The organism is Maricaulis maris, assembly GCF_049116555.1.
Taxonomy (GTDB): domain Bacteria; phylum Pseudomonadota; class Alphaproteobacteria; order Caulobacterales; family Maricaulaceae; genus Maricaulis; species Maricaulis maris_C.
On record NZ_JAGDYT010000001.1, the window covers coordinates 756433 to 772874 of the forward strand.

A 16442-nucleotide genomic window follows, 5' to 3' on the forward strand; every position below is an offset into this window, starting at 1 on the left:
GTCCCGGGCTGTAGCCACCGGGGCGACCGGGGCCCGGATTATGCGTGCCGGGGCGTCCCGGGCTGTAGCCACCGGGGCGGCCGGGTCCCGGATTATGCGTGCCGGGGCGTCCCGGGCTGTAGCCACCGGGGCGACCAGAGCCTGGATTGTCCGTGCCGGGGCGTCCCGGGCTGTATCCACCGGGTCGACCGGGGCCTGGATTACTCGTGCCGGGGCGACCCGGACTGTAGCCACCAGGTCGACCGGAGCCTGGATTACTCGTGCCGGGGCGTCCCGGACTGTAGCCACCGGGTCGACCGGGGCCTGGATTGCTCGTGCCGGGACGTCCCGGGCTGTAGCCACCGGGACGACCAGGTGCTGGCGTATGCGTGACGGGACGTCCGGGCTGATAGCCACCGGGACGTCCGCCGCCGGGATTGCCTGTCGCAGGCCGGCCCGGTCCGAACCCGGAGGAGGCTGGGCGTCCCGGACTGCTACCGGTTGAGGGGCGAGACGGCTCCGAGCGGCCACCGCCACGTCCGCGCCCATCACTGTCGCTGCGACCGCGGCCTCCACCCCAATCGTTTCCGCCCCCGCGATCACCACTGGACCGTCCGCCGCGCCCGGATGCATTTTCGTCACCACCGCGATAGCTGTCGCCGCCGCCGCGCCGCTGGGCGTCGGCCGGTGCCACACTCAACAGGGCCGGAACCAGGATGAGTGACGCGAGCGAGGCGCCAAGCCATTTGTGCTTGAGCTGCTTCATGCGGGTAACCTCCGGGGGTTTCGCCGGGCAGACCCGGCCATTCGGAGCCCAGCCTAAGGATTCGCGCATGAGCCGAATATGAACGCGGGGTTCACCTTTGTGACCCGCCGGTCCGGGGCCGAGCGGCCACGAAGACAATCACCAGGCGGACTGACCGGCATGGCGCAGTTTCTGGTCGACCAGGACCAGCGCCGCCATGGCCTCGCCGACCGGGACCGCCCGGATGCCCACACACGGGTCGTGACGCCCGCGGGTTTCGATAACGGTCTCTTCGAAATTGCGGTCCAGCGTGTTGCGCTCGACCGTGATCGAGGAGGTCGGTTTGACCGCGAACCGGATCACCAGGTCCTGCCCGGTCGAAATACCGCCCAGTACGCCGCCATTGTGGTTGGAACCGAAGACCGGCCCGTCCTCGCCCATGCGCATTTCGTCGGCGGCGTCTTCACCGCGCATCGCGGCACAGCCGAAACCCGCGCCGATCTCGACGCCCTTGACCGCATTGATGGTCATCATCGCGGCGGCCAGCTCGCTGTCGAGCTTGGCATAGACGGGGGCACCCCAGCCGACCGGCACGCCGGAGACCACGACTTCGACAATCGCCCCGGTCGAGGATCCGGCCCGGCGCAGGGCGTCCATGTCGGCCTCCCACAGGGCGGCCGTGGTCGCGTCGGGGCAGAAGAAGGGGTTGTTGGCCACCTCGTCCCAGTCCCAGCGGGCCCGGTCGATGGCGCGATTGCCGATCTGAACCAGGGCAGCGCGGATCGAGATGCCGTCGCCCAATACCTTGCGGGCAATGCCGCCGGCGGCCACCCGCATCGCGGTCTCGCGGGCCGAGGAGCGGCCGCCGCCGCGATAATCGCGGATGCCGTATTTCATGTCATAGGTGTAGTCGGCATGGCCTGGCCGCCATTTATCGCGAATGGCGCTGTAATCCTTCGAGCGCTGGTCGACATTCTCGATCATCAGGCTGATCGGTGCCCCGGTCGTGACGGGGCCGTCGGTGCGGTCATCGTCGAAGGTGCCGGACAATATGCGCACCTGGTCCGGCTCCTGGCGCGGTGTCACATGGCGCGAGGTGCCGGGACGGCGCAGGTCGAGAAAGGGCTGAAGGTCAGCCTCGGTCAGCGGAATGCCGGCCGGACAGCCATCGACGACGGCGCCGATGGAAGGCCCATGGCTTTCGCCCCAGGTGGTGACCCGGAAGAGATGTCCGAACGTGTTGTGTGACATGGTGTATCCGCCTTGTGTGCGGGCAGATTAGACACAGCGGCGCGTCAGGTCACGCGGCCGACTGCGCTTCGCGGATCCAGCGCGCCAGACGGGTCGTCACCGACGGGCGCGAGAACTCGTGCATGAAGGCGTCGAGGTCTGCCGCATCGGGGAAATCGGGCCGCGCCGGAGCGGCGGTCTCACCCTGCGCCTGCACGCGGATGGTCACGCTGATACGCTCTTCGCCGACTGCGGCGAGGTCGGTCCCGTCACGGGTCCCGGCCGGGATACGTACCAGCAGCGGTTTGTCGCCATGGCGCAAGGTGCGGGTGAGGCCGCGGGCCGCCTGGGCCGCACTGATCTCGATCTCGAGGCAGACCGGCGCATGGGCCCGGATATAGTCCATCGCCGCGACGATGCGGGCGAGCTCGGCGAGCGTGGCCGTCGTCGGCGGTGTGACGTCGGGATGCAGGCGTTTGACGCGGGCACGAAAGGCCGCACGCGCCGCCGCAACACCATCAACCGGGGCCACCCCCAGGACAGCGAAAGCCGCATCCATACTCACAACACGCGATGTCATGCGGTTGATCTAGCACGAGAAGATTCCTGAAAGGTTGACGCGGGGGGAGGGGGGTAGGCTTCGCCAAGCGGGAACCTCGGACAGATGCGTTTTCGAATTGGCTTGCTATTTCTGAAACCGTGGAAACTGTGTCTGTCCCGGTTATTCCGCGGCAAGCGACGTTTCCGGTGCTGGACCGGACATCTGAACCCGTTCTCTCGCGTTTGTCATCCCGGACGGAGGCCCCGCTCGAGCGGGGCGGAGATCCGGGACCGATACGCCCGGTGTCTGCAGAATTCGCGTTTATAGGTCCCGGGTCTTCAACCTGCTTTCGCAGGTTTCCGCCCGGGATGACAAGCGCGAGAAAACCGGAAAAATGGGGACACACACCATTTATTCCGTAAAGAGCAGCGGCTAAACTGCGGACAGGCCTCGATCCGCAGAGCGAGGCGCGCATCGGCAGTAAACAGGGACACGTACCGTTTTTCACGCGTGCCTTCTCACCCCGCGCCCAGCGCAAACTCCACCATAAACCGCCTGCCGGGAGACCGCCGTATCCGGTTCTTCAGGTCAAGGGCCGCATCGCGGCCGCTTCGCGGTTTCACCCTTGAGCTGAAGAACCGGATACGGCCTGCTGGCTGACAAGCGATTTATGGACGGCCCTGCGCGCGGCGCACTTGTTTCAGCGACCAGCCCATCCGCGGGCGAATGACGCACCGGGACAACTTGACCTGCCGGGCCATCGGCGTACCTAGGCAAAGCCTGCCAGGAGCGCCGCCCATGTCCGATGACAAACTCATTCCCGCCACACCCGATGCCGACGCCTATGCCAAGACGGCTGAGGCCAATGCGGCGGAGATCTTTGATCGGGATGAGCCCTTTGCCCTGTTTGCCGACTGGCTGACCGAGGCGAAGAAGAAGGAGCCCAATGATGCCAACGCCATGGCTCTGGCGACGGCGGATGCGTCCGGCTTGCCGGATGTGCGCATGGTGCTCCTCAAGGATGTCGATCCGGACGGTTTCGTCTTCTACACCAATCTGGAAAGCGGCAAGGGCGGGCAGTTGTCCGACAATCCCCAGGCAGCGCTGTGCTTTCACTGGAAATCCCTGCGTCGCCAGGTGCGGGTGAGGGGAGCGGTCGAGCCGGTCAGCGCCGAGGAGGCCGACGCCTATTTCGCCTCGCGGGCCCGTGACAGCCGCATCGGCGCCTGGGCATCGAAACAGTCGCGTCCTCTGGAAAGTCGCTTTGCCCTGGAAAAGTCGGTCGCCCGCGAGGCGGCCCGTTTCGGGTTGGGCGAGGTGCCGCGGCCGGCGCACTGGTCGGGCTTCCGGATCCGTCCGCTGTCCCTGGAATTCTGGCGCGACCGGCCCTTCCGCCTGCATGACAGAATGTTCTTCGAGCGGCCCGATTTGGGGTCGACTTGGACCGTGACCCGGTTGTATCCCTGACCCCAATGCCTGAGGGGGCCCGTGTTGTGGACGCTTTGACGAATATTCTGCGGCTGGTGATCCAGACGCTTGGCTGGATCCTGGCCATTCTGGTCGTGGCGACCCCGCTGTGGTTTCTGGTCGCCGCCTTGGGGACCAAGTTGGGCTTCTGGGGCTATGAGTTCGGCCTCGGCTGGATGACGCTGGAGAGCGGTCCACTGCTGGTTCTGGCCTGCGCCGTGTCCGGCATGCTGATGGCCATCCTGCTTGTCGCCTATCGTTTCACCGCGCGACGCTGGTTCGGCGTTGTCAGCCTTCCGATCCTGGCGCTTGTAATCGCCGGGGGCGGTTATGGGGGCCGGGTTGTCTATGACGGCCTGACCGTCAGCCGTCCTTTCCTGCTGGACGTCACGACAGACTGGGTCGAGCCGCCGCACTTCACACCGGCCTACAGGGCGCGTCGCGGCGGTGCCAATCGGTCACTGGACTATGATCCCGAGACGGCGGCATTGCAGGCAGACCAGTTTCCTCACATCACAAGCCTGGTGGTCGAGCAGGACCCCAACAGCCTGTTCCGGGAGGCTCTGGTCTATGCCCGTGACCAGGGCTGGCGCATCGGCACCGCCTCCGACTCGGCCGGCATGTTCGAGGCCGGTGCAGAGGGCTTGATGTATGGCTTCCGCGACGACATCTCGGTGCGGGTGCGAGCGCTGGATGATGGCCGCGCGCAGATCGACATTCGCTCGCTTGCGCAGCAGCCCGTCCATGATCTCGGCCGCAATGCGCGCCGCGTCGAACAATTCCTGGCCGCGATGAGCGGTGAGGCCGAGGGCGGAACCTAAGCGGCTTCTGCCAGCTTGAATGTCGCTGCCAGGTCGATCTGGTCAGCCGTGTCGCTGGCGACCTTGCCCAGTTCCACCAGATGGATCACGTGTGCCAGTACCGAATGGGCGGCGGCGGGGTGGAGACGTTTGTCGACATCGACATACATCACCTCGACCATCTTGCGGATCGTCGTATGGCCGTCCGCGAGGCAGGCGAGGATCTGCTCCTCGCGGGCGAGGCGGTGGTCGATATAGGCCTGGACGAAGTCGCGCGGACTCTCCACCGCCGGGCCGTGGGTCGGCCAGAGACGTGCAAAATCGCGGTCCCGGACTCGCTCAAGCTGGGCCAGATAATCACCCATGTGCCCGTCGGGCGGGCTGATCACGCTCGTCGACCAGGCCATCACATGGTCACCGGAGAACAGCGTGTTTTCCTCGTGCAGGGCGTAACAGACATGGTTTGAGGTATGGCCGGGCGTGTGCAGCGCCTCCAGCGTCCAGCCCTTCCCGTGGAAGGTCTGCTCGTCGACGACCTGGATATCCGGCTGGAAGCCGACATCGTCACCGGCTTCAAGACGCACCTCGCCGCCCACCGGCGCGCTCTGCTGCGGACCAAAGCCATAGACTTTTGCGCCATGGCGCCGGGCCAGCGGATGGGCCAGGGGCGAATGGTCGAGATGGTGATGGGTGACAAAGACGTGGCTGACGGTCTCGCCCTCGAGGGCAGCGTCCAGCGCGGCTATGTGGTCCGGGTCGACCGGGCCGGGGTCAATAACGGCGACCGAGCCATGCCCGATGATGTAAACACCGGTGCCCGTGAAGGTGAAAGGGCCCGGATTGGGCGCGACAACGCGCCGGATCAGGGGCGAGAGTGTATCGCAACGCCCGTACTCGAAGTCGAAATCGCGTACAAAAGGGATAGAACTCATGGTGTGTGCTTGGACGGTTCCGGTTTGGGGTGGCCGAGGAATTCCAGGAAAGCTGCGGCCAGCCGCTTGGTGACTTTGATCTTGTCATCCAACTGCATCGCGACCGGTGGACCCATATCAGTTTTGTTCACATCCACGACATAGAGGCGCCCGTCGTCACGATTGCGGAGCACATCGAGCCCACCCCAGTCCAGGCCCATGGCCCGTGTGAAGGCGGCCAGCTGGGCCTTTTCCTCGGCGGAGAAGACATCGTCGGTTTCCGCGCACTCGATCTCGTCATTGGAGTTTGAGAACCGGGAGTCGATCTTGCGGCGCTTGCGGATGACCAGCGGGATATGCCCGTCCATTGTGGGGCAGCGCAAGTCTTCCACCATCCCGCCCGGCGCGGTGTTGTCGATTACCCGCTGATAGACACGGCCGACGCGCGGAGCCGCGATCGGTCCGTGAACGATGCGGCCGTCATGGGCGCCATTGAGTTCGGACTTCTCGACCATTGGGCCGGACCAGCTGGTCGGATCGACGGCCAGCGAATACCCGAAGGACTGCTCGAAGACGGCGGCGACATGGCTCTTCTCGATGCTCTGGCAGTCACGATTGATCACGCGCGCATCGGGGGGGACATTGCAGGGGCGGCAGGTGGTCGAGTCATCAAACACGAAAACTGCGTCGGCCTCGCCGGGATGGGCAGCGATGCGGGCGCCGGCGGCGTGCAGCACCGACCAGATCAAATACCAGGGACGCGGGCGGTCGGGCGCAAACCATATCTTTGGCCCATCCTGGGACGCAGATTTGATCCGCCAGCCTTCAACCACGAAATAAAACGGAAACCAGGACAGGACTTCGCCAATCAGTCCCAGTTTGAGAGGAAGACGGGCACCCGTCTTCTTGACGGTAACAATACCGTCCTGGAACTCGAAATCTCGCCACCACAGCGCACTGTGCATGGATTGGCCTTTCTACGTCGGAACTGCGCGCATCCTAGGCATTCGCCGGACACTTGCAATTCACTCCGGGTCACGGACGGCGCGGTTTTTGCGTGACCAGGACGAAAGCCGTGATCACGGGAGGGGAATGTGAACGCCGGTCGATTTCTAGGCAAGCGCATCTTGCGGCTGGGCTGGCTCGTGCTCGCACTGATGATGGCGCAGATTTTTATCAGTACGGCGACACCTGAGCCTACACGGTCGCGGACGGCCCCCCTGCCACCGCCGCTTGCTCAGGATGCTGCATTACAGCAACAGAGCCTTCATTGACATCAGCCGCCTCGCATTGAAACTGCGCGAACCTTGGACTGAGCCGAACCTTCATGCTTGGATTTGTACTCAGGCGCTTCAGTGTCGCCATCCCGACCATCTTGGTGATCATTACGGTCGCCTTTTTCATGATGCGAGTCGCCCCGGGCGGACCGTTCGATCTCGAACGTCCGATGCCGGAAGAGACGCGTCAGGTGATCCTGGCCAGCTATGGCCTCGATAAGCCTCTGATCTTTCAGTATTTCGACTATATGGGGAACCTCTTCCAGGGGGATCTCGGACCGTCGCTGAAACTGCGCGACAAGGATGTCGCCGAGATCATCGCCGAGGGGTTTCCGGTCTCTGCGACCATCGGACTCTTCTCCATGCTGCTGGCCATCGGCCTGGGCTCATTGCTCGGGTCCATCGCGGCCCTGCGACAGAATTCCGGGACTGATTTCTCGGTGATGACCTTTGCCATGGTCGGGATATCCATCCCGCCCTTTGTGATGGGTCCGATTCTGGCGCTGGTCTTCGGTCTCTATCTGGGACTGGTCCCGACCGGCGGCCTTGATCCGCGCTATGGCATGACGCCGGATCGTCTGATCCTGCCGGTGATCACGCTGGCCCTGCCGCAGATCGCCATCATCGCCCGCCTGATGCGCGCCTCGATGATCGAGGTTGTCCGCTCCAACTATATCCGCACCGCTCGGGCCAAGGGCCTGTCGGCGCCGGCGGTGATCATCCGCCACGCCCTGCGCTCGGCCATCCTGCCGCTGGTCTCCTACCTCGGACCGGCCTCGGCGGCGGTGATTTCCGGGTCTCTGGTAATCGAGCGGGTCTTCCAGCTGCCGGGGATCGGCAAGCATTTCGTCGATGCCGCCCTGCAGCGCGACTACACCGTCGTGATGGGCGTGGTCATCGTCTATGCGACGCTGATCATCGTCCTCAACCTGTTGGCCGACCTTCTCTACGGCGTTCTCAATCCGAAGGTGAAGTACGAGTCATGACGATGCTTACCACGCCGCAGGAAAAGGCCGAGCTGCTCGAGAAGGCCGCCGTCCAGGGCCGGTCGCTCTGGGACGATGCGCGCGCCCGCCTGATGCGCAATCGGGCCGCGGTCGCCTCGATGATTATCCTGGGTATGCTGGTTTTCCTGGCCACGATCGGTCAGCTCCTCTGGGTGCATGATTACGACACGATCTATCGCGACCGCGTCTGGATCCCACCGACGCTGGAAAACTGGCATCTCCTGGGCACGGACGCGCAGGGCCGCGACATGGTCGCGCGTGTTCTGGTCGGTTTGCGCGTGTCACTGATGGTCGGTGTCGTGGCCACCTTCGTCTCCCTCGTAATCGGGGTGACCTGGGGCGCGACGGCCGGTTTCATCGGCGGCAGGGTCGATCAGGCCATGATGCGCTTTGTTGATATCCTTTATTCGCTGCCCTTCATCTTCTTCGTCATCATTTTGATGGTCACCTTCGGGCGCAATATCGTCCTGATCTTTGTCGCCATCGGCGCGGTCGAATGGCTGACCATGGCCCGCATCGTGCGCGGCCAGACGATCGCCCTGAAAGGCATGGAATTCGTCGAAGCCGCCCATGCCGCCGGCGTGTCGCGGACCAAGATCATCCAGCGCCACATCATTCCCAATGTGCTCGGCCCGGTGGTGGTCTATGTCACGCTGATGATCCCGGTCGTCATCCTGGCGGAAAGCTTCCTGTCCTTCCTCGGCCTGGGTGTGCAGGAGCCGCTGACCTCGCTGGGTCGCCTGATTTCGGCCGGTGCCCAGGACATGGAACCGGCGCCCTGGACGCTGATCGGGCCCGCCGTGACGATGATGGTGACGCTTTTCTGCCTCAACTTCATCGGTGACGGTCTGCGCGACGCGATCGATCCGAAGGATCGGTAGGCGCGCCGGACACGCGATAGCAAGGGGCCGTCGGAGTGATCCGGTGGCCCTTTTGTCTGTCCGCATGCCCCTCATTGTCATCCCTGATGGAGGCCCCGCGCTGCGTCCGGCCTTTGCCGGCATGCCGCTGGGATGACAGGCGAGGGAATGGGCCGACAAACAGAAAAGGCCGCCGGATCGCTCCGACGGCCTTTCATCGTGTCCGGCGTGCTCGCCCTAGCGCTGGCGTTCGACGCGAATGGCGCGGCCTGAGCCGTTGACGCGCAGGAGATAGCTGGTCATGGCGGCGCGGCGGATCTCTGCCGTGTGCCCTTCGCCGCGCGGCATCCGCACGCGGGTCGTGTCGGTCTGGCGCCAGACCTGACCATTGGTCATGTAGAAAACAGTCGTGTTGTAGCCGACCGTACGGGTGCGCTCGATCTCCATCTCGACCCGGAAAACATCGCCATCATCGTCGCGCTCGAGAATGGCGACTGTGGTTTCCGCGGTCCCGGCATTCCCCGCCGCGGCGGCCGTCGACGCGGTCGGGGCGGAAGCCGGAGCAGGCGCCGGAGCTGGGGCCGAAGCGGGAGCCGGGCTCATTGCCGGAACCGGTGCCGTCGCATCAGCTGTCGCCGCCGGGGCCTGATCAGTCATGTCGACCGTGTTGGACGCGCCTTCGAGGGCGTCGTGCTGGCGGTCTGCGGCGGCGAGCGCGAGGCGCGGCAGGCGCAGGCGCGGCAGGGACGGCATCGAGAAGCCGAAACTGTCCCCCTCCACTGCGGCGACATCACTGCGCGTGACGGTCATCAACTCGCCGCTCTGACGATCACCGGCCAGGCGCTCTGCAGCGGAGTCGAAACAGGCGAGGCGGGCGGCTGTTTCGGTAATGCCACGGCAGGCGAGGATACCGTCCACGGCGTCGTCATCCTGTCGGGCGAAGGCGCTGGCCGGCAGGGCCGTGGTAAGAAGGAGCGCGGCGATCACCGCATGGCGTGAGACTGTCATGAGACCCTCGATTGATTACTCGACACGTTCGGCCCGGAAACGGCGTCCACCATTGTCCAGGCGCATGAAATGGGAGCCCAGGGCCCCGTTTGAGATGGTCACCGTATAGTCGCTGTGGGCGCGTGAACGCGACAGCTGGACATAGGTATTGTCGGTCTGGCGCCAGACCTGGCCATTGGCCAGGCGGATAATCTTCTCACCGGACCGGTTCTCGGAAATCTCGACCACGGCGAGGCCTTCAATGCTTTCGATCTGGCCGTCATCATCGCGATTGATCACACGTTGAGGCGAGGCCTCGGTGGCCTCCAGCTCGGCCAGCTCGGCATCCTCTCCCCCACCAGGCAGGGACAGGCCGGGAAGGCGCAATTGCGGAATCGAGAGCCCGTAGGTGGCTTCCTCGGCCGCTTCGATCTGCTCCCGGTCGACGGCGACAATCTCCCCGCTCTCGGTTTCACTGCGCAGCGCATCGACAGCGGCATCCAGGCAGGCCAGCCGGGCGCTGTCATCGGCGATGTCACGGCAGGTGAAGAGCGGGTCCAGCGGCGAGTCGCCCGACTGCGCGAGGGCAGGGGCGGCGATCAGGCAGGCTGGGAGAAGTATCAGTAATCGTGCGTTCATGGTCACTCGTGTAAATCTCGTTGCTTGTTCGACTATGCGCGACCGGTCGGCCAGTGTCGACCGGCCGATGATGTTCAGCTAGAACATCGACAACTGACTCGTCGTGTTGCTTCGGAGGGGAGACCGAAACCGTGATCCGCACAAAGATTTTCAACACTATTCTTGTGACTGCCTCAGCCTTGGCCCTGGCCAGTTGTGGCGGCAATGACGCCGCAGACAGCGATGCGGTCGTGCTGCATCGCGGCAATAACGCGGAGCCGCTTTCGCTGGATCCGCACAAGGCCTCCGGAACCTGGGAGAACAATATCATCGGGGACATGTTCCTCGGTCTGTTCACCGATGACCCGGACGGCGCGCCGATTCCGGGCATGGCGGAAAGCTGGGAAGTCTCCGAAGATGGCCTGACCTGGACCTTCACCCTGCGTGAAGCAATCTGGTCCGATGGCGAGCCGGTCACCGCCGGTGATTTTGTCTTCGCCTGGCGTCGTATCGCCACGCCGACAACCGGGGCTCAATATGTCTCGCTCCTCTACCCGATCGCGGGCATTGAGGAAGCGTCGACTGGGGCGGCCGAGCCAAGCTCGATTGGTGTCCGCGCCCTTGATGACCGCACGCTGGAGGTCCAGCTGGTCAATCCGGCGCCCTATCTGCCGGGCCTTCTGACCCACTACACCACTTTCCCGCTGCCGCAGCATGTGGTCGAGGTTTATGGTGATGAGTGGGTGCGTCCGGGCAATATGGTGTCCAACGGCGCCTATACGCTGGAAGACTGGCGCACCAATAATTACGTCCATCTCGTTCGCAACGCGAATTTCTACGACAATTCCAACGTTTGTGTGGATGACGTCTATTTCTATCCGACGGTCGACAATTCGGCCGCCGGACGCCGGGTCCGCAATGGCGAACTCGATCTGAACATGGAATTCCCGGGCCAGCAGATGGAATTCCTGCGCCGTGAAATCCCGGACTATGTCCGCGTGAATCCTTTCATGGGCACGATCTATTTCTCCGTGAACACGACGATGGAACAGTTCGATAATGCCGACGTCCGCAACGCGCTGGGCATGGCGATCGACCGTAATTTCATCGCCGAGGAAATCCTGCGGGCCGGACAACAGCCGGCTTATTCGATGATCCCGCCGGGTGTGGCCAATTATCCGGGCGGTGTTGAAGCCGAATGGGCCGATACACCGGTTGAAGAGCGTCGCGAGATGGCGCGCGCCCTTCTGGAAGGCGCCGGCTATGGTCCGGACAATCCCTTCCGCTTCGAATACACCTATCGCGCCACCGGCGATAACCCGCGCATCGCGCCGGTTGTCCAGAATGACTGGTCGGCGATCGCCGAATGGGTCCAGCCGGAGCTGATCGTCAACGACACGCAGATCCATTACGACAATCTGCGGGCCTCCGATTTCCAGGTCGCCGATGGTGGCTGGATCGCGGATTACAACGATCCCTACAATTTCCTCTTCCTGGGTGAGTATCGCTCGGTTCCGATGAATTATGCGCGCTACAACAATCCGGAATTCGACAGCCTCGTCACCGAAGCCAATCGCGAGCTCAACCTCGAACTGCGCGGCGAGATGATGGCCGAGGCCGAGCAGATGATGATCGACGACATGCCGATCATCCCGATCGTTTTCTACGTCAACAAGAACCTCGTGAACCCGCGGGTTACTGGTTGGGAAGACAATCTGACCAATATCCACCGTACGCGCTATTTGTGCTTTGCGGACCTGGAAGCGGGCAGCGCCACAGCCGAATAGGTCTGTCGCGCTTGTCAGAAGAGGCCCTGCCGACCTAGCTTGTGTTCGCACAACGCCAGGGGGCAGGGCTTTTTCATGACCGGTAGTGATCCAATCAGTGATGCGGTGGTGGCCGGAAGCGCCGCCGGCGAGCTTGGCGACGCGATCAACGCCTCCAAGCGCAAGAAGCGTGACCGCTATTCGGTCTTCGAGGCGCCGACGCCGGCCGGTGTCTGTTCCAATTGCTCGACCAAGCTGTCCGGGCCCGTCTGCCACAGCTGCGGACAGACCGCGGACACCTATCACCGGCCGATCTGGGATTTGCTGACCGATATCCTGGATGGCCTGTTCGGTCTTGAAGGGCGTCTGTGGCGGACCATTCCGCCGCTCATGCTCAAGCCCGGCAAGATCACCCAGAATTATCTCAGTGGCGTGCGCGCCCGCTATGTCATGCCCTTTCGTCTCTATCTGACGGCGAGCGTGCTGTTCTTCCTGTTCGTGTTTGCGCTGGACGGGATTGGCGGCGGCTCCGACACGCCAGATGTCATGGATCCGGAAGAGGTGGCGGCCATCGAGGCCGATCTGTCCGACATGGAGGCGCAGTTGGCGGCAGCCGGTGTTCCGGAGGAACAGCGGGCGAGCATCGCGCGGATGGCGGAGGCCGGTGTTGAACAGGCCCAGCTCCCGCCCGATCTCCCGCCCGAAGTTCAAGCCATGCAGGAGCAGGCCAATCGGGACGAGATCAAGCGGAATTTCCGGCAGGCGCTCCTGCCGGAGGATTATCCGCCCGAAGATGTGGCGGCCGCGGCCGGGGAAGACGGGCCCATCGCGGTCGGCGATGGCGTCACGGTCGACACCAACGGGCTGGACGAACTACCACTGGAAGTCCGGCGGGCCCTGGTCGACCGGACCGACCGCATCATCGATAGTGGCGGCGCAACCCTGGCAGCAGAGATGCAACGCTGGGCGCCGACCATGATGTTCTTCATGCTGCCACTCTATGCGCTCTTGTTGGCCGGCATGCATTTCTACAAGAAGGGCTATTTCTTCTACGACCACCTCGTGGTGTCGCTGCATTTCCATGCCTTCCTGTTTTTCCTGATCACCGGCCTCTCGCTGGCCGCGAACATCATCCCCGGCTGGATCGCGGTGTTTGCCGGTCTGGGGTGGTCGAACTGGTATCTCTATCGCCTGCACCGAACCGTCTATTCGCACGGTCGTTTCACCTCGCTCCTGCGCGTGGCAATACTGGATATCGTCTATTCCATCCTGCTCAGTTTCGGCATGCTTGGCCTCTTTATCGTGGCTGTGATGATGTCCTGAGGACCCGCGCCGAGAACACAAAAAAAGGGCCCGCCTTGGCGGGCCCTTCTCTGTTTGGCCGGGATCAATGATCAGTTTGGCAGGGACGCATTCGAGCGCATCTGGATGCCAGGCTGATCAGCCGCCGCACGGGCTTCGAGGGCCGCGCGGACTTCCGGCAACTCCATCAGGGCGTTGAGCCGGGCCGCAGTCTGGGCCGTGTCGGCCGAGACACCAAACATCTGCTGGAAGGCTTCCAGCGGCGTCTGCTGGGTCGGGAAGCGGCGCAGGCGGATAGCCTGGTCCGGATCGATGCCGGCGAACTGGCGGGCCGCATCGACGGCATCGCGCAGGCCGCCAATCTCGTCGACCAGGCCCAGATCCAGCGCCTGGGCGCCCGTCCAGACACGACCGCGGGCAATCTCCAGAACGCGCTCCAGTGGCAGGTCGCGGCCATCGGCCACACGCTGGGTGAAGTCGTCATAGATGTCGGCCATCTGGCTGCGATAGGCGGCACGCTGGCTCTCACTCCACTCTTCGGACGCAGAGAAAGCGGTGGCGTATTCGCCGCCGACCGAGACCGTCTCGGCGTTCAGGCCGACCCTGTCGAACGTCCCGTCCAGCACGATCTTGCCGCCCAGGACACCGATGGAGCCGGTCAGCGTGGTCTCGTGGGCCAGCACATAATCGGCCGGTGCGGCGAGATAATAGCCACCGGAGGCGGCCATGGAGGCCATAGAGACGATGACCGGTTTGCCGGCCTCACGGGCCCGGTTCACCGCATGCCAGACCTGGTCGGAGGCAATCGCCGAGCCGCCGGGCGAATCGACCCGGATGACAATGGCGCGCACCGACGGATCATCGGCGGCAGCGAGAATGTTCTCGGACATGAAGTCGCCGCCAATCTGTTCCTCGCCGCCAAAAGCGCCGACAGGGGCATCGCCGGTCACAATGGCGCCCTGGCCTTCGATCAGGGCGATGATCGGGCCATTATTCCAGGCTGGCGCAGCCTGCTCGGCATAGCGCTCAATATTGATGAAGCTGCCCTGGCCGCCGGCCCGGGCGAGGGTGGCTTCGCGCGCTTCGATGACATGGCCGAGACGGTCGATCAGGCCGAAGGTCTGGGCCTCCTCTGCCGTGTGCGGCGCGTCTTCGAAAATACCGCGGAGCGCGTCTTCGCTGACATCGCGGTCGCTGGCGATGCGGGCCACGGCGGTGTCGTAGATCGAGCCCATATAGGACAGGGTCGCCTCGCGGTGCGCCTCGGTGAAGCCGCTCTGGGTATAGGTGTTGGCGGCGTTCTTGAATTCGTGGAACTGCTCGAATTGCGGCACGGCGCCGAAGCGCTCGAACAGCCCGCCCAGGAACATGACCTCAGAGGCGAGACCGGCGGGGGTGAAACTCGCCGTGTCCTGCAACCAGATCTCATCGGATCCGGAAACCGCGAAATAACCGGTCACGCTGGTGCCTTCAAAGCCCTGGGCATGGGTGACGACAAATTTGCCGGCATTGCGGAATTCGGCAATGGCACCGCGCAATTCCTCGGCCACGCCCGGCGACATTCCGAACTCATTGGCCCGGATGAAAATACCGGCGACGCGGGTGTCGCTCTCGGCCTGTTCCAGTGTGCGCACGACATCGACCACGGAGAGCGGTTCGGCGAAACCGAAGGGCGAACGCGACGGGCTGTCCAGTCGGCCATTGCGCAGGTCCAGCTCCAGCACCATCGCTGTCTGTGGCAGGGCGGTCTCGGTGCGAGCGCCTTCGACGGCCATGCCGATCAGGCCACCGATCAGGAAGATGCCAAGAATGACGGTCAGGACGGAACCGACGATCACGCCGACAATCGACCCGAAGAAAGTAATCCAGAACTGTTTCATAAGAGCCCTTTCGCCCCGCGCTTTCATGATGAGTGGCAGGCCCTGCAAGATGCGGTCCTGTTTTCCCCATTATGTAGGGTCTTGCGGCTATCGGGTCGAGGGATGCGCAGTCAGACTGTCCCGCGCAAGGCGCGTGTCGTCCGGAAGGGCGATCAAAGGGCTGTCGACGAGGCGGGAAAGTGAATGGTCGGAGTAGCAAGATTCGAACTTGCGACCCCCGCCTCCCGAAGACGGTGCTCTACCAGGCTGAGCTATACTCCGAACCGAGGCGCGGCTTATAGCCAACTCTTTTCCGGCGCGCAACGCGGCAAAGACAGCGTGGGTTGGTCGCGTGCAGTATCAGGCCGGAGCCGTCGGGATCGGCGCGTGGAACTGCAAATTCTGTCATTTGTACTGAAGCCAACCGCATTGGGCCGTTGCATCCCTCCCGGCGGTTATGTAATTACGCCGAACCGTCGTCACTGACGGCCACGGTTGGGGCGTCGCCAAGTGGTAAGGCACCGGTTTTTGGTATCGGCATTCCCAGGTTCGAATCCTGGCGCCCCAGCCATTTTTTTCATCATCACTGACCCGGACGCATAGTTTCAGGGCTTGCTCGCGTCGCTGAGGCTGACATGTCCGGCCTGGCGCGTGTTCGGCCGTCTGGTGTCTGATGTGGGTCTCGCAACACCGGGCCGCCGGGCCGTGCTCTGCTCGATGGTCGGGGCGCTGATGATCGGGCGCGCACCGTGTCGCCCAAACGGAGGATGGCGCGACGGCCCCTGGTGTTGGGTGACGAGAAGCATGGCCAAGCTCGACCGCCCTTGCCTGCACGACTGGGCGACGGCCGAGATTCCGGGCGGTCATGGGGTGGATTTGCGAAGTCGGGAATAACGACTCGCTAGCCGGAGCCAAGCGAGGCGCGTTCTGACGCGCTCTTCACCGAATTGTGAGTGCGCAGGGCCATGGCTGAGTTTGTGCCGCCATCGGGTTTGCGTACGCAACTTTATGCGGCAGCCGATGCTATCCTTACGCGAACTGCAGTGCACGGGTGATCCTGAGAGGCGAATCTCGCCTTATTGTGCACAGTTCG

General features: G+C 63.7%; 13 protein-coding genes, 2 tRNA genes and 1 pseudogene. 7 read left to right on the forward strand and 9 right to left on the reverse strand.

Going from position 1 to position 16442, the window contains the following annotated elements; translation table 11 throughout:
- The 3 genes and pseudogenes from JXQ94_RS03600 to JXQ94_RS03610 all read right to left on the reverse strand — a co-directional run.
- Positions 1–396, reverse strand: a pseudogene (locus JXQ94_RS03600) (hypothetical protein); the annotation flags it as partial.
- A gap of 487 nt (positions 397–883) precedes the next feature.
- Positions 884–1975 (reverse strand): chorismate synthase, encoded by a 1092-nt coding sequence (gene aroC, locus JXQ94_RS03605; protein ID WP_421922448.1) that lies wholly within the window; start codon positions 1973–1975, stop codon positions 884–886.
- 49 nt (positions 1976–2024) lie between these two features.
- Positions 2025–2534 carry a hypothetical protein gene (locus tag JXQ94_RS03610; protein ID WP_421922449.1) on the reverse strand — a complete coding sequence of 170 codons (510 nt, stop codon included), beginning with the start codon at positions 2532–2534 and terminating at the stop codon, positions 2025–2027.
- 759 nt (positions 2535–3293) lie between these two features.
- Between JXQ94_RS03610 and pdxH the strand changes: the two genes are divergently transcribed.
- A complete protein-coding gene (gene pdxH, locus JXQ94_RS03615) occupies positions 3294–3962 on the forward strand; it encodes a pyridoxamine 5'-phosphate oxidase (RefSeq protein WP_421922450.1) in 669 nt (222 codons plus the stop codon).
- A 26-nt stretch (positions 3963–3988) separates the two neighbouring features.
- Positions 3989–4783, forward strand: coding sequence for a DUF1499 domain-containing protein (locus JXQ94_RS03620; RefSeq protein ID WP_421922451.1), 795 nt, complete (start codon positions 3989–3991; stop codon positions 4781–4783).
- On the opposite strand, the gene JXQ94_RS03625 is transcribed toward JXQ94_RS03620, so the two are convergent.
- A complete protein-coding gene (locus tag JXQ94_RS03625; RefSeq protein WP_421922452.1) occupies positions 4780–5694 on the reverse strand; it encodes an MBL fold metallo-hydrolase in 915 nt (304 codons plus the stop codon). The two genes, JXQ94_RS03620 and JXQ94_RS03625, sit on opposite strands and share 4 nt — an antisense overlap.
- The gene (locus JXQ94_RS03630) at positions 5691–6638 is read right to left on the reverse strand and encodes a hypothetical protein (protein WP_421922453.1); all 948 of its coding nucleotides are present in this window, start codon (positions 6636–6638) and stop codon (positions 5691–5693) included. The genes JXQ94_RS03625 and JXQ94_RS03630 overlap by 4 nt, the downstream gene beginning before the upstream one ends.
- Positions 6639–7000: 362 nt before the next feature.
- On the opposite strand from JXQ94_RS03630, the gene JXQ94_RS03635 reads away from it, so the two are divergent.
- Positions 7001–7936: an ABC transporter permease gene (locus JXQ94_RS03635; protein WP_421922454.1), complete on the forward strand. Its 936-nt coding sequence runs from the start codon at positions 7001–7003 to the stop codon at positions 7934–7936.
- On the forward strand, positions 7933–8838 hold the full coding sequence (locus JXQ94_RS03640; RefSeq protein ID WP_421922455.1) for an ABC transporter permease subunit: 906 nt from the start codon (positions 7933–7935) through the stop codon (positions 8836–8838). The genes JXQ94_RS03635 and JXQ94_RS03640 overlap by 4 nt, the downstream gene beginning before the upstream one ends.
- A 216-nt stretch (positions 8839–9054) precedes the next feature.
- Here the strand turns inward: JXQ94_RS03640 and JXQ94_RS03645 are convergent, their stop codons facing one another.
- Both JXQ94_RS03645 and JXQ94_RS03650 read right to left on the reverse strand, forming a co-directional pair.
- A complete protein-coding gene (locus JXQ94_RS03645) occupies positions 9055–9825 on the reverse strand; it encodes a hypothetical protein (protein ID WP_421922456.1) in 771 nt (256 codons plus the stop codon).
- Positions 9826–9840: 15 nt separating this feature from the next.
- Positions 9841–10443: a hypothetical protein gene (locus JXQ94_RS03650; protein WP_295696654.1), complete on the reverse strand. Its 603-nt coding sequence runs from the start codon at positions 10441–10443 to the stop codon at positions 9841–9843.
- A gap of 131 nt (positions 10444–10574) precedes the next feature.
- Between JXQ94_RS03650 and JXQ94_RS03655 the strand changes: the two genes are divergently transcribed.
- Both JXQ94_RS03655 and JXQ94_RS03660 read left to right on the forward strand, forming a co-directional pair.
- Positions 10575–12209, forward strand: coding sequence for a peptide ABC transporter substrate-binding protein (locus JXQ94_RS03655; protein ID WP_421922457.1), 1635 nt, complete (start codon positions 10575–10577; stop codon positions 12207–12209).
- Between the two features lie 75 nt (positions 12210–12284).
- On the forward strand, positions 12285–13511 hold the full coding sequence (locus tag JXQ94_RS03660; RefSeq protein ID WP_421922458.1) for a DUF3667 domain-containing protein: 1227 nt from the start codon (positions 12285–12287) through the stop codon (positions 13509–13511).
- A 71-nt stretch (positions 13512–13582) separates the two neighbouring features.
- Here the strand turns inward: JXQ94_RS03660 and sppA are convergent, their stop codons facing one another.
- Together sppA and JXQ94_RS03670 are read right to left on the reverse strand one after the other, a co-directional pair.
- Positions 13583–15370, reverse strand: coding sequence for a signal peptide peptidase SppA (gene sppA / locus JXQ94_RS03665; protein ID WP_421922459.1), 1788 nt, complete (start codon positions 15368–15370; stop codon positions 13583–13585).
- A 184-nt stretch (positions 15371–15554) separates the two neighbouring features.
- Positions 15555–15631: transfer RNA gene (locus tag JXQ94_RS03670), tRNA-Pro, on the reverse strand.
- A gap of 214 nt (positions 15632–15845) precedes the next feature.
- Here JXQ94_RS03670 and JXQ94_RS03675 point away from each other — a divergent pair.
- Positions 15846–15920, forward strand: a tRNA-Gln gene (locus JXQ94_RS03675).
- Positions 15921–16442 lie beyond the last annotated feature (522 nt).